Source organism: Dyadobacter sp. CY261 (assembly GCF_021440085.1).
In the GTDB taxonomy this organism is placed as follows: Bacteria; Bacteroidota; Bacteroidia; order Cytophagales; family Spirosomataceae; genus Dyadobacter.
Window position 1 is genome coordinate 1 of the sequence record NZ_JAKCPW010000043.1, and the last position, 12,770, is coordinate 12,770.

Below are 12,770 nucleotides of genomic sequence, written 5' to 3' on the forward strand. Positions count from 1 at the left end.
ATAGGCCGCAGAAAACCAATGAATCTTTACCTGAATGCTGCTTAATTTTAATCAATCATAGCCAACTGCTGGCCTTAAAAATAGGGAGTACTTCATAATCACTGGTTCCTCGATTGAAGGAATTCCATCACTCGGCCCCCAACTATCAAACACCTGTATCCGTCCGAGCAACCATCTATCCCTGCATTCTGTAATTTCCTAACCTTGTGTCATGAAAACAGACACAGAACAAATGCGCGTTCCTTACGATCAATGGTGCTTGGAAAGGGTTAGTAAGCAGCCATTTTGTAACCGAAATGGCATCAGCTATTACAAATTCAATTATTGGGTGAAGAAATTTCGTCGCGATAATGCGAATGAATCCATTTCCCGAAAAGGATTTTCACAGATAGCAATCCAGCAACCACCGTTACCGCAGCCGCAAAGACCTCTGCTTGCGTCTTTTATTTTTGCTTCCGGGGCCAGACTGGAGTTATTTACCGCGCTGGACTCGTTCTTCATCAAGGAGCTGGCGAACTAAGTATGCTGGACCTCTCGCATACATGCCGTTGTTTTCTGTACGACAGCCTAACCGATATGCGCTATGGCCGCGTCGGCGGTCCGAATTTACAGCTGGGCGTATGTATTTGGACAAAATGGCAAGTAGATTACCGTCGTCGCTGAATAGAAGGGTTTTTGTGAGATTCTTAAAATTGACACTTATATTACTCGCAAATGAAGGCGACACCTCGGTTGAGTGTTTGCTTTTCTTTCTGGCCGGATCATCCCTTGCATGGAAAGGAATTGAGCATCTGAATTTTAATGGTTTATTTCCACTCTGGGGCAGACTCCCGAATGTACTTCATCGCTGTCACTTGGGGCTCACAACAGAAGAATATAATAAGCTCGCTTACTCTCGAATGTATTTTGATTTCGTATTAGAGGGTTCGCAGAGAGTGACAATGAGTTCATTGTCAGACTGATCAATATCCCATGTAGCGCAGCCAATACAGTCAACAATGGGGCACTGGGAACTGATTGATATCGCTTCCTTAGGGATCACTTCGAAGAGCTTCCCGTTCACATAATACGATTTGGGTGCACAATTGGGACAACCATTTGAATCAAGTATCACGCCATCATATCTAAAAACTATGTAGTTTGGCTCTCCATCTATTGGAACCCAAATATTGGATCCATTTACATTCTTTTCATAAGCTGTATGCTTCCATTTGCCTACGATGGTTTTAATTTCAGGATCAGGTTTTGGGCTGTCCTTTTCACAGGCAACCAGAACAAAAAGCAGAATAATTGAGAATAAGGGGGTTTTCATAATTTGAAGTTTTTGATAGGATAAATATTAATCCGTTATAGTTGGAAAGCTTGGCATTTAATTAATCCGCATCCGTCCGGTAAAAACCGTATTGTCCTGTCGGAACATAAGTTATCTAAACCTTGGTGGGTTATTACAATTGCCGCCTCCCTGTAATACTCACTAGAGTTAAACACCTACGGGCAGTTACCGTATAATTTCCTACTTTTTTCTGCATGTCTTAGGAACCATAGAAAACCCCTTTCCATGGAAACTTTATTGTCGTAAATATCGCAACAATCAACTTTCATAACCAGTTCTGAGAGCTGCTGGCGCACGTCATCCACTTGTATTTCATCTTTCTGAGCATCAAACCTCTTCGCAAAGACTTCCAGGCTTGCACCCGCGAGAATAATTTTTTCGCCGTGCTCGTGACCCGCACGTGCATGTAAGAACGCGGCGGAAGGTCCAGGCATTCTTCGATGCCTGAATAAGCCTTGCCATTCCTGGTAAACGTCAAGCTTTCGACGATCAAAGGGCCAACTCCGTTGTTCCGGATATGTACAAAAATGTCTTGCCCGTGATCCCCGAGTACAATTTGTGGAAGCGGCTTCAGGGATTTTTCGTTATGGGTACGCTGAAGATACAGTTGGTAAAAAGTGGCAAAAAGTGCCAGAAGCGAAAGCAAAGTAGCCACGCCGCCCGTCCTTTCATTTAAAGAAATTCATCTTGAACGAATTTTCAGGCATGACAGGTTAAAGCAACCTTAACCCTCTTGCCTGGTGATTTGCCAGGCGACCTGTGCAACACGGTCGCCGATGCATTGCATCGACCCCTGACCAGATCATGCAATCGGCCAATTGCCTTTACACCCCTCTTTTCTCTATTTTTAGCTTTTCTTCCAATATCTCAAATTGCTCCCGGTGTTTGCCGGGATTGTTCATTTTGAGGATAGTCAAATTCCGTAGTTTCCATTGAATTGAAGGAAATTTCTCAAAATCATAAATTGACCAGTCGGGCTCTGCATTCTTGAAACTGAGAAGGAAGTCCTTATCTGATTGTGTAAGGCTCTCATGCACTGTTGCGACCAGTTGCCCCCTTAGAGCGTCGTATTCTTCATAGCTAAATTCTTCGGCGCTCATCCCAGAGAATTGGTTGGCAAGCGCCAAACGCTGGTCCTGGAAATTGGGTACGAGTACCTCGTTCATTGGCCGGTCACTGCCTAATAGACAAAACAGGAAGCCCTGCCTTACTTCATCAGAAAAACCTTCATTGTTTAAAAGATATTTGATATCAAACAAGTCACGTGGGTGTTGCCTGTCCAGGGCAGCGCATATCTTTCCACCGAAAAGCTGTCCAAAAGGGACGACGGACATGATATTAAACACGTCAAACTCTTCCTGCGCCCGTGCACACAGGTGCATCTTCACAGGGTCTTTGAAACAGCCGCGTCCTACCAAATTGACTTCGAGCTTTATTTCTGCCCCTGGTACTGAGATCAGAAGTTTCCCAACGTCGCGTTTGTGTTGCACATGGACACGCGGAATACCGTTTTCAATACTCTCCTTTATGCGTTCAAGAGCCTCCCCAATACTGCGCAAGGATGTCTCTCTGTCTTTTAATGGGCAGGTAAGTTAAATCAATATCGACGGACAGACGTGGCATATTGCGGACAAACAGGTTAATGGCGGTGCCCCCATGCAGCGCAAAACAATCCTCTTTTGCAACTTCGGGCAGTACGTCAAGGAGCAATCCAACCTGACGCTTATAAATTCTGTTTTCCATTTTCTTCCAACGCTTCCGGAACCGTTATTTGATATTTTGGCACGTAACTACCATTTTTGACAAGACTGCGCTTGCCCTTTCCCAGGTCGATTTCCCCAACGGTCAGATACCCTACCCATTGGTGACCTGCTTTTTCAGCCATGTAGAGAAACAGACGTTTTACCTTTACGGAACTGCATTCTTCCAAAAGCTTTTGGACTGAGTCCGGACGTAAATTGTTCATCCCTTCCATCAGTTCATAACATTCTACGAATTCCTGACTGGTTGCAGCTAGATACAGGCATTCCATCATAGCCCTTGCCGCCGACGAAGCCCTGATGGAAAAAGAGTTGACCGGTATATCTGTCATCCCTATTCCTGGTGGAAGAAAACTGGATTGATGATAGACAAGTGACAGACCCCAGTCAGCACTTCGGCACCATGCAGGTAAAACTTCATGAGCATATCCAAACAAATCGACCTTCGCCTGCGCCAGTTCAAGATAATGTGCTTTGCCCAGTAGGGAAAGAGCCGCCCTGCCGCCAGGATGGATAGACAAGCCCACCTGGCTTTGAAGGGCGTAAACAGCACCTTCGTAAGCTACGGTGTCACCAGTCCTTATCCATGCACCGGTGCCTAACGAGTTCAGCCAGCTGCTTTTCTTGTAGCGATTTAGCAATTGATTGGAGTAGCCCTGTCTGTTAAGCCATGAGGTGACAGCAACCGTTCCTGGAGGCCAGTCGCGTATAAGAAGGTTTAATTTTGTCTCGCTTGATACACTCATGGTTTACTTATAGCATGTAAAACAAACCTTGTCAAGAAGTTAGTTTATATTAGCCGTAATTTATAAACTAAAAGTATACAAATAACACAAAAAATAAACCGCAAATCCAAGAGCACGAGCAGGATAATCCCTCCGGCCGTTTGAACAGCCCTTAATTCTGAATAGTCCTTACTCTTTATCATAAAACCGATTCTGCCAGTTAGGTCCATCCATACGCATCAAAGCAGAAATGAAAGGGTGATATTCACGGATACTTCCTTGCCTTGCTTCTTTGAACGACACGTCGTCCACTTTGAACCTAAGAACACCAAGGCTTTAGTGAGTGGCTTATAGCATATCAAATATTTTATTAATGACCGGTTGCCTGCATGCTCCAAACCCTTGTCTATCGGGTCATGATATTACTTTTCCATTCTGCAAGCTGTTGCCGGTTCCACATCAACATTCGTCTTTTGGTGGCATCATCGACGAATGAATCCCCACGCATTACCGTATCTAATGCCCTGTGATGCTCGGCCATACTGCTCGTTTTAGACAACAAACCGTTGGCACCAGCCGCCAAATAATCAAACAAGGAAGGTCCAGCCAATTCGAATTCTGCGTAGAGCAGAATTCTCGCTCTTCCAGCAAGCGCCTTGATTCGAAAAAACCTGTCCCGTAAGCCATCGAGCGTTAACCCAGGCATATATACGATTAGATCAGGCTTCGTATTACTTTCCAGGTATCTAGAGGCCCGCTTACCATTTACCTGATAGATGGTAGCCAAGGCAAATAAGTCTCTGAGTAGTGTAACCATGTCTTTGCTAGCATGGCCATCGTCGGTAATGAAAAGGATTGTGCGCATCGATAGAGAGGTTAAATTAGTAGGGTCAAAGTCGTGTATTAATATTAGTTTATTTAAATAATAAACACAAATCATACAAGAATATCTAATTATTCTCTATCGGCATTAACACTGAAAATAAGGGTTAAAGTCCTTCTATGACGACGATCTGGTAGGGATTTCCTGCTGTGAAAAAATCATACGCGATGCCTAAATCGCGATACTGATCGAATTTTTCTTTTAGATTTCGCCTGGCTTGTTGTCCATTATCATCAAGATCTGGAATAACGGTAAAGATCAGGACCTTCTTACCTTTATCATTTAATTCTTCAATCTTCACTTGGTTGATCATGATTTTGAGTGCCTGGTTATACAAGATGATAATAAGGAATATTTGTGAGCACTAGACATACTTCCTGGCATACACTGAACAAAATGTCAGGCAAAGAATTGGCTGATCATCTCATTCGAAATGGCCATGTGACAGATTATGGTGTGTTACATTGGTGAAAAGGGGCATATACACTCTTATGAAAGCGATGCACGATTGGGTATCCGCGGACTTGGATATCCGCGGACTTTCCGCGCAATGCGGATGCTCTGTTTTACACGCTCGGCCAAACTTATCCATGCCAAACAGGAAGAATTGGCTTTGAAGACAAAGTCTCGGCCCTCCCCCTGGCTGGGAACACAAAAGCGACCAGGAGTGTCAAAATAGCATCGAAAAATAAGTTGCCAAATAAAAAGCACTGACCATTTTCATGCGAAACAGTCAGTGCCAAACTACTCCCTCTAAATAAGATACTGGTGATTTAGTTTAACGCCAAAAAACGTTGAGCATATATCGTTGAGAATACAGGTTAATGATTCAAGCGCGTATCCCAGGTTCCAAGTGGCATGCCAGCTTTCCAAAGCATATACAGTCCGATAGCTTTAATGATACGATATAACGGATACCAATTCCAAACTGTAAAGACCGCTTATTCACCATATCGACGACGTCAGTTTCAGGCATTTTGTTATCAATGCTTGCCATACGCGCTGTTAATGAATGAATTATGCAAAAATTACGCAAAATTTTGTAACGGCCAAAGTCGGCTCTATCTTTTCTAAAAAATATGGACAAAATGCAACTATATGGTCAAATACTTCAAAATCAAATAATTGCGTCAACAAAATAACCCCTCCATTTTCGGGCATGCCTTTACTTAGATGTTAAACGTATTTCACTTTGCAGGTGACAATATGAATGTGGGGGACCTTGCCATCAGCATTCTCGGCTACTTTAACCGCATACCAGTCAGCTCATGGATGGTTACCAAATCGCCCAAGACATCTAATTGAACGATCTAACCTGGTTGAATTTGCGGAGTCGCCTCTCGACACTTACGGAGATCTACATCCACCGTCGCCCCGCTTATAAACGGTACACTTTTTGCTAGGCCGACTCAAATCTCGGCCATTTCACTAAATCCTTCCGACGTCTGTGTCAATTTGATGGAACATAAAAGTAAATGTACCTAATCATGTTGCTAACGAAACTACCGGAGACCGTTAAAGTCATATATTACACTCACCCATTCTGCCCTGTTAGCTGGGCTATGCAGGAAATCTGGAGCGCTTGTTACGATTCAAGCAATTAAAGCTGCAGCGATGCAGTCCCATTACGCAGCTGACCTATATTTAAGTGCCCTCCGCAGCGCATTGTTTTTAGACATGCGAGACATTACGAGATCTAACATGTTGATTGAAATAGCCAGACAGGTCAACAAATCTCACCGTGATCATTTTGAATTTCAGCGTTTTGGTAAAGATTTCAGCAGTAAGGGCAGCCGTATAGCGTTAAAAGCAGATTTTGAAAAAGCCCGCGTAAATTCAATCATACACTGTCCAACGATTACATTTACAATAGGCGGTCGAGGGATAAAGCTCACTGGCTCTCGCACCTATGCGCAATTGTTAAGTGCATTAAGCAAAATTTCCGAAAATCAGGGCAGAAGTACAGCAGCGAATGATCAATAAAAAACTTTTACGGAAATCTATGGATACGTCGAAGAATAATGGAAAAGAATCGATTGTTAAGGCCTGACTGTCTTTCTTTACGAGAGGTATCGGCCAGCTAACCAATAGCACAGAGATAAAGGCGCAAGATTGGACTGGTATTCCTTTTCCCAGACCGATAGGCTGTGGTCAACATATCGACCGAAAACATAGGATTTCCTAAGAGCCAATGGTGGCCTGTCGCCCTCACGGTACGCTCGGACATCTAGAACTGATTGGATAAAAATCGGGCTCATAAACCCCGATTCCTCACTAATATAGTCGTTGAGAAAAATGAGCTAAAAAAGCGCAGACATCTCCGTGTACAAACAATGGCTGTTTCTCAATTTATGCTCATTTTATCTTTAATAATACACTATCAATTACTTGGATTATACCATTGCTAGCATTTACATCCGGAGTTAGTACACGATTTAAGTTAATTAGCAAGCTATCCTTATCAGAACGTTTAGTCACAAGAAGTTTTGAATTATTAATATTCTTCAGGTCCCCAACTGAAAACTGCGAATAGGATAGTCTTTTAGCAAGTAAGTGATATTTAAGAAATTTTTCAACGGAATCTTTTGGAAGAGCAAAAATTACCGAACTGTTACGAATATTTATTCTCTCAAAGGCATCATTATTTGGTGCAAACATTGTAAATGTACCCATAGATAGAGAGTCTGACATGCCAGAATGCTGTATTACCGCATTCAAAATACTAAATTCCGGATTACTTGAAACAACTTCACTTATTGACTTAGCCCTAACTACGTCTTTCTCACTTTCACGGCAGGCAAACAAAGACAATGCGACCCCTCCAATAGCAAGAGCGCCTGCATGTAGAAATATTTTGAATTGAAAATCTTTCATTGTTGAGTATTGTTAAACGTTTAAAAGTCAATATCTAATTTTCTAATCTCGTCTAGTAAGTTTCCCTTTTAAGCTCCGTCTAATTCCGGCGCAGCATGACGTATTCTGTCCAATAGCTGGCATCAAACACTAATAATTAGACCTCCGTAAATCAAATTAGCTACCAACGGTTACTTAATGTGAGAATGCGGTCAGATAACAATTCCCCTTGGATAAGTACCATCAAAGATCAAGTTTATGCAACACACTGATTTCCACCCCCTCTTAGGTAAATATCGGTATCAATTTCTAAAAAGAGGTGAATTGATTGTGGAAGCTCCTGAATATTCAAAAAATAATCGACGACAGAAAAGATGAAGCTCAGTCAGCAAATTATCCAGCGTATACTAGATCTGATCTGCGGTTGCAATCTCCGATCGAAAGGTTAGACAACTTATCGTTTATACAGCGATTTCTCGCTTTTCTAGAAGATGCACCGGAGTACAAATGTGATCCAGTAATCTTTTTCAATATAAATTTCGGGTAGCCGGCACTGGGCCGTAAAGGTTACCGCATCACGAAACAGTTCCTTCTTTTAATGCAGTCTCACTGAATGTTCCATTCCGAAGCTAAGGGCAACAATGTATCGTTAATTCCCAATTTGAAAATGGTCAAAGGATTGAGGCTTTCCTTTAAGGCCTTTGCGATGGCTGCTTTCCCTGTGGAAGACAAAACAGCTCCAAGCAGAGCGCGAACACGCGGCGGGTATTTCAAGGCGTATCCGACAATTTCATTCAGCTTGCTTTCTGTTAACTGCTGGATTTGGCTCCCTATAATCCCGATAGCCGCTTGCATATTGACGTCAGGAATATCTTTCAAATCCTTTAATGCGTCAAGCAGCCCAAGCAATTGGTAATTGTCTTCGATAACGTCTACATAACTTTTGACTGCTGTTGCGCGTATAGTACCCCGGTTGACAAAAATCCGCTTTTCACGGCTGGCTATCTGAATAATGCTGGAACCTGGGTCGTCAGGCCCATTTGGCTATAAAGGTAAGTGCCGGTGATGTAGGCGATCCTTTGCCCCCTCACGGTATAAATAGGGTTTGAGCACCTGCTCCTCACCGGGACGCTTTTCACCAAAGACCGTCGTTTTTGGTTTATAGAAGATACCTTTAGACAGTTTCCTGATCAGGCCTTTCTGTTGCAGCCGTTCAAGTACTTTCGCCGCTGACGGGTACTGTTGCTCGGGTATGATAAGCTCTCCATATCCGAAACTGGTATCGTCCGGTATTCCCTGGATCTGCTGCTGTATAGTTTTAGATAGATTGCCCATATCACCAATATATCAGATCGCCATCAAAATGTCAAGTTTTTTGATCAAAAAATTTGACATTTTGATATACTAAGCCTATCCCGTTTACCCGTGCCGGGAAAACCAGCTAAAATCCCTTTCCACGGCAACCTTATTATCATAGATATCACGTCCTTGAACTTCTAACCCCAAAATACTTAACTGCTTTCTGACATCGTCCAGGAAAGCCTCGTCCCTTGTCCTGGATAACTCTGCTGCAAATATTTCGAGGTTTTGACCAGGTAACAAAATCTTTTCTCTCTCGTCACGGATTGCCGTATGCATGTAGGACCGGGGTTCAAGATCCAGACAATCTGTGATGGTCGCATACTTCTGCCCGTCTTTTACAAAAGCGATACTTTCGACAATCAGTGGCCCCAGGCCATGGTTGGCCAGGTTTACAGAAACCACCGATGATTGGTCTGTCAGCACAATTTGGGGCAAAGGCCGGAGGGATTTTTCGTTATGGATACGCTGCAAGTAAAGTTCATAGAAGGTAGCCAGTAACGCCACAAGAGATATTGCAATACCCAAGACATCCCCTTTCGGCAGCAGGGCGGTTGTTTTTCCGGTTGGAAGACCTAGGTTATCATCTTACAATCCCTGAGCAATTTCAACCGCTCTTTGGCCACAAGCGAATAAAACATCGGGATGAACTTGTGATAAAGGCTGCATTGCGGGTCTTTTCCATCTATCCGGTAAACCGGGCAACCGCTCGTACACACAAAACGGTAGCGGCACTTTTTACAGTCGTCGGACTTAACTTCTTCGTGATGGGCACCAAGGTTGATCATATCAACCAGATCGAGCTCATCATCAAAGATCGAAAATGCAGGCCCTGTATGCTGGCCGAAATGGACATGACAATATTGGAAAGTGCCATCGACGTAAATTGCACCTCCAGAAAATCCAGACGCGCAGGTCTGAAACCCAAGCCGGTCTGGTTTCAGGTCGCAAAACTGGAAATGTCTGGAAAACTGCCAGCCACCCTACATCGCCTCCTCCATGATTGCGAAGGCATGTGATAAACAGCTATCCAAAAGCTGGGCGTCCACGTTTTCGCCTTTGACGATAGAATAGCGGAAAGGGATGTTTAATTCGATTAGATACCGCGTTAGATCTCCTAACCCTTTCAAGTTTTGGTTGCTAACAACTGTATTTACTGAAACCGGAATGCCCGATGCGATTAATTTGTCGATATTGGCATCAACAACCTGGAACGATCCTTCCCCGGAGCGAAACTTTCGTGTTGCATCGTGGGCATTACCCATACCGTCCAATGAAACGCCATAGGTTATACGATGACGTTTCGAGAACGTAAGGATTTCATCATTTAGAATCGTCAAATTAGTCAAAAATGCGCAGTCAAACTGACAACCGACTTCGGCCAAAGCCGTCGTGGCCTCGGGTATGAAAGCCTCCCATGATCTAAACTGACTTAACGGCTCACCGCCGGCAAGCCGAAATTTCACCTGCTTGATCTGCCATTTCTCAACTGTTCGGACCAACTTGTCTATTAACCGCGTTCTAACGCGCTCGCTCATCGCTTTTCCGGTATTCAACGTAGAGATATAACAGTAGCCACAGCTCAGGTTACAGGCATTTGTAGTATGTATCCAAAAGTTTAAGCGATCGGTTTCCTGTGGCTTGGCTGGCCTGGTGAACGCGCCGTCGAACCGTACAATCTCTGTCCTGGCCATCATTGCCAAGAGCTCCCGCAGGGTCTCGGCATCCATATCAAGCTTTTGCCCAAGACCGGCGACATCCTCGTTCCCGTCAATCGCATCGAGAACAGCACGTTGATTACTGTTAATGATCCTGAGCGAACCGGGGAAAGAACAATTGACAACGAATCCAAATTCGTCGTCAATCATTCGCAACAGGAGTTCCGGGGATTTTTGAGGGACCATCATTGCTAATGCGATTAATCAATCCGTTCAATCTATACAGTCACAATCCATGCGATCGGCATTGGCCGCCTGTTGCATTCCCAAATACAGGTTAAGCCTGTCCACCATGGAAGTATCATCAAATAGCAGGCCGCTAGCCCTGCTACTGCTTCTGTCACTGGCAGAGCCGGAGCCTGCACTGTCACTTTGAGCGTTCTCTGAGAATCCGTCCAGTGCGTTTTTTCTATCTGGGCTTTCCCAAATTGCCACTTCGTCAAATAATAAGTCGCTGCTGCTTTGATAAATCATTTTCGTCACGTTTGGATAGTCGCTAATTATAGGTTTGTTCATACTCAATCTGCGTGAAAGCGCATTTCAATTTCTGCAACAACGCACAAACTGTACTTGGGTGCCACCGGCCATTGCCACGGAAAGTCGGCACCGCCTTCCTGTTTAATTCCCTGGCGACAGCTCGTACCGATATGATCCCCCTTGTTTTCCAATCTCCGTATAACGGGTAGCAGTCCCTGTGCAAATTCCTCCGACGCACGCCTGTTTTCCATCGCAAGCGCCTTTCCGTTTTTACCAAGGACAGTGCCCCTGCTGCGGGCCGCACTCAACGCTGCTTTTGTATTTTCACTTATCCGTTGCCGCTGTTCTTCGGCCACCGCCGCCAGAATATGGATCGTCAGCCGGTTTGCATGTGGATTGTCCGTCACGATGATTTCTACGTTCGATTTTACAATCCCGGCGATCTGCTCAACGTCCCGTCCCAAACGGTCCAGCTTGGCCACCATCAGCGTAGCCTTTGCCTGCCTGCATAAACTAAGTGCGTGATACAAACTATTCCTGTATTTTCTGGTTGACCGTACCTCTATGACTTCCTGCACGAGCTCGAAACCATTGGCTTGGCAGTAACCGGTAACCGCAGACTGTTGTGCATCCAGCCCCAGACCGCTTTTGCCATGACGGCTCGTCGAAACCCGATAGTACGCAATTGCCTGTTTCATAGCCCTTAAAGCTCATCCTGTACCGAGGTTATCCATGGTTTACTCATAAACAACTAATGTTGAGAATTTGACCATATCTTATTATGATGGCTATGTTGCTTTCAGTATCCAAAAGCTATTTCCACCTTCGAAGCCCCAGCTCAATTCACCAGTCTTTATTCACGAACATGTAGAGGGGAGCTGAGCTTGAACCAGCGAGCAATGGTTTAATAATCCCATCGTGCGACCAATTGCTCCACCTCACTAAGGTACCTTTCAGCAAACCATCAAAATAATTCTCTTTGCCCGAATCAGTTTGAGATGATTTTTGTTTTTTTAAATCTCAACTCATCATGAACGAAGTAACGATATGCCCAACACCGTAATCCCAATCTCAGTGCTACTCGAAAAGTTAAAGGATGAATTAGGAAAGTCTTATGAGAATGTGAACCACGAAAGGGACGCACTTAGATTCTATGCGAGTGGGGAAATTAATGCCATTTCAAAACTAATTTCCTGGGCATCAACCTTTGAGAGGCCATCAAATGAACAAGGTGATTAATTTTTTCCCGAGCTCGGTCAGGGAGTAGTATACGTAGTATGATTTACGGTTTCGGGCAAGCACACCACTTATATACATCTCTTTTAGCATTCTGTAACACTCGAGGGATTCCTATCAAGGATTTTTGACAGCTCATCAGATGTGTTTAGCGCATTAAATAGGTGTTCATTTTTGGATCCAAGTTGTCCATAAGTGGACAAGGTGCTCCCTATGATCGATTCAGATACTATCAATAAAGCCCAGTTTGACCCCTACTCTAAATTGGCAAATGATTTGTAGAAGATGAGGTAGACTACCGAAGCGACTCGATAAGAAAAAGGAGTCCGCTAAAACTCAGAACATGGCTACTGGCAATTCGTAAACACTTGAGAACCGAATTTTTTCATATAAGCTTATACGATCTGGCCTCCCTGGGAACCTTAT

17 protein-coding genes are annotated in these 12,770 nt (G+C 44.0%); 2 read left to right on the plus strand and 15 right to left on the minus strand.

Features of this window, described 5'->3' with window-relative positions; translation table 11 throughout:
• The first annotated feature begins 211 nt into the window (after positions 1-211).
• Positions 212-520, plus strand: coding sequence for an IS66 family insertion sequence element accessory protein TnpA (gene tnpA, locus LZD49_RS35015; RefSeq protein ID WP_234673245.1), 309 nt, complete (start codon positions 212-214; stop codon positions 518-520).
• Between the two features lie 369 nt (positions 521-889).
• On the opposite strand, the gene LZD49_RS35020 is transcribed toward tnpA, so the two are convergent.
• From LZD49_RS35020 to LZD49_RS35050, 7 genes are all read right to left on the minus strand, one after another.
• The gene (locus tag LZD49_RS35020) at positions 890-1,312 is read right to left on the minus strand and encodes a hypothetical protein (RefSeq protein ID WP_234673247.1); all 423 of its coding nucleotides are present in this window, start codon (positions 1,310-1,312) and stop codon (positions 890-892) included.
• Positions 1,313-1,598: 286 nt separating this feature from the next.
• The gene (locus tag LZD49_RS35025; RefSeq protein ID WP_234673250.1) at positions 1,599-1,988 is read right to left on the minus strand and encodes a hypothetical protein; all 390 of its coding nucleotides are present in this window, start codon (positions 1,986-1,988) and stop codon (positions 1,599-1,601) included.
• Positions 1,989-2,157: 169 nt separating this feature from the next.
• Positions 2,158-2,892, minus strand: a complete 735-nt coding sequence (locus LZD49_RS35030) for a nucleotidyl transferase AbiEii/AbiGii toxin family protein (protein WP_234673251.1) — start codon at positions 2,890-2,892, stop codon at positions 2,158-2,160.
• Entirely contained in the window at positions 2,867-3,076 is a 210-nt protein-coding gene (locus tag LZD49_RS35035) for a nucleotidyl transferase AbiEii/AbiGii toxin family protein (RefSeq protein ID WP_234673252.1), read from the minus strand. The genes LZD49_RS35030 and LZD49_RS35035 overlap by 26 nt, the downstream gene beginning before the upstream one ends.
• Positions 3,057-3,839: a type IV toxin-antitoxin system AbiEi family antitoxin gene (locus LZD49_RS35040; RefSeq protein ID WP_234673254.1), complete on the minus strand. Its 783-nt coding sequence runs from the start codon at positions 3,837-3,839 to the stop codon at positions 3,057-3,059. Before LZD49_RS35040 ends, LZD49_RS35035 begins: the two co-directional genes overlap by 20 nt.
• A 385-nt stretch (positions 3,840-4,224) precedes the next feature.
• Positions 4,225-4,683, minus strand: a complete 459-nt coding sequence (locus LZD49_RS35045) for a hypothetical protein (RefSeq protein WP_234673256.1) — start codon at positions 4,681-4,683, stop codon at positions 4,225-4,227.
• Positions 4,684-4,807: 124 nt separating this feature from the next.
• Entirely contained in the window at positions 4,808-5,014 is a 207-nt protein-coding gene (locus LZD49_RS35050) for a hypothetical protein (protein WP_234673258.1), read from the minus strand.
• A 1,286-nt stretch (positions 5,015-6,300) separates the two neighbouring features.
• On the opposite strand from LZD49_RS35050, the gene LZD49_RS35055 reads away from it, so the two are divergent.
• Positions 6,301-6,684, plus strand: coding sequence for a DsbA family protein (locus LZD49_RS35055; RefSeq protein ID WP_310590534.1), 384 nt, complete (start codon positions 6,301-6,303; stop codon positions 6,682-6,684).
• A gap of 372 nt (positions 6,685-7,056) precedes the next feature.
• Here LZD49_RS35055 and LZD49_RS35060 read toward each other — a convergent pair whose 3' ends face one another.
• From LZD49_RS35060 to LZD49_RS35095, 8 genes are all read right to left on the minus strand, one after another.
• Entirely contained in the window at positions 7,057-7,575 is a 519-nt protein-coding gene (locus LZD49_RS35060) for a fasciclin domain-containing protein (RefSeq protein WP_234673262.1), read from the minus strand.
• A gap of 585 nt (positions 7,576-8,160) precedes the next feature.
• On the minus strand, positions 8,161-8,433 hold the full coding sequence (locus tag LZD49_RS35065; RefSeq protein WP_234673264.1) for a hypothetical protein: 273 nt from the start codon (positions 8,431-8,433) through the stop codon (positions 8,161-8,163).
• A 165-nt stretch (positions 8,434-8,598) separates the two neighbouring features.
• Positions 8,599-8,889 carry a hypothetical protein gene (locus LZD49_RS35070; RefSeq protein WP_234673265.1) on the minus strand — a complete coding sequence of 97 codons (291 nt, stop codon included), beginning with the start codon at positions 8,887-8,889 and terminating at the stop codon, positions 8,599-8,601.
• Between the two features lie 84 nt (positions 8,890-8,973).
• On the minus strand, positions 8,974-9,351 hold the full coding sequence (locus LZD49_RS35075; protein ID WP_234673267.1) for a hypothetical protein: 378 nt from the start codon (positions 9,349-9,351) through the stop codon (positions 8,974-8,976).
• Positions 9,352-9,488: 137 nt separating this feature from the next.
• Complete coding sequence (locus tag LZD49_RS36295; protein ID WP_409021385.1) at positions 9,489-9,857, minus strand: SPASM domain-containing protein; 369 nt, start codon at positions 9,855-9,857, stop codon at positions 9,489-9,491.
• 39 nt (positions 9,858-9,896) lie between these two features.
• Positions 9,897-10,781, minus strand: a complete 885-nt coding sequence (locus LZD49_RS35085; protein WP_234673271.1) for a radical SAM protein — start codon at positions 10,779-10,781, stop codon at positions 9,897-9,899.
• Positions 10,782-10,844: 63 nt separating this feature from the next.
• The gene (locus tag LZD49_RS35090) at positions 10,845-11,147 is read right to left on the minus strand and encodes a hypothetical protein (protein WP_234673273.1); all 303 of its coding nucleotides are present in this window, start codon (positions 11,145-11,147) and stop codon (positions 10,845-10,847) included.
• Positions 11,148-11,149: 2 nt separating this feature from the next.
• On the minus strand, positions 11,150-11,806 hold the full coding sequence (locus LZD49_RS35095) for a recombinase family protein (RefSeq protein WP_234673275.1): 657 nt from the start codon (positions 11,804-11,806) through the stop codon (positions 11,150-11,152).
• Between the last annotated feature and the right edge of the window lie 964 nt (positions 11,807-12,770).

Bases quoted from the DNA above. Each gene is read 5' to 3' on its own strand.
- tnpA (WP_234673245.1), top strand. From the start codon at position 212: ATGAAAACAGACACAGAACAAATGCGCGTTCCTTACGATCAATGGTGC.
- LZD49_RS35020 (WP_234673247.1), bottom strand. From the start codon at position 1,312: ATGAAAACCCCCTTATTCTCAATTATTCTGCTTTTTGTTCTGGTTGCC.
- LZD49_RS35035 (WP_234673252.1), bottom strand. From the start codon at position 3,076: ATGGAAAACAGAATTTATAAGCGTCAGGTTGGATTGCTCCTTGACGTA.
- LZD49_RS35040 (WP_234673254.1), bottom strand. From the start codon at position 3,839: ATGAGTGTATCAAGCGAGACAAAATTAAACCTTCTTATACGCGACTGG.
- LZD49_RS35045 (WP_234673256.1), bottom strand. From the start codon at position 4,683: ATGCGCACAATCCTTTTCATTACCGACGATGGCCATGCTAGCAAAGAC.
- LZD49_RS35050 (WP_234673258.1), bottom strand. From the start codon at position 5,014: ATGATCAACCAAGTGAAGATTGAAGAATTAAATGATAAAGGTAAGAAG.
- LZD49_RS35060 (WP_234673262.1), bottom strand. From the start codon at position 7,575: ATGAAAGATTTTCAATTCAAAATATTTCTACATGCAGGCGCTCTTGCT.
- LZD49_RS35070 (WP_234673265.1), bottom strand. From the start codon at position 8,889: ATGGGCAATCTATCTAAAACTATACAGCAGCAGATCCAGGGAATACCG.
- LZD49_RS35085 (WP_234673271.1), bottom strand. From the start codon at position 10,781: ATGATTGACGACGAATTTGGATTCGTTGTCAATTGTTCTTTCCCCGGT.
- LZD49_RS35090 (WP_234673273.1), bottom strand. From the start codon at position 11,147: ATGAACAAACCTATAATTAGCGACTATCCAAACGTGACGAAAATGATT.
- LZD49_RS35095 (WP_234673275.1), bottom strand. From the start codon at position 11,806: ATGAAACAGGCAATTGCGTACTATCGGGTTTCGACGAGCCGTCATGGC.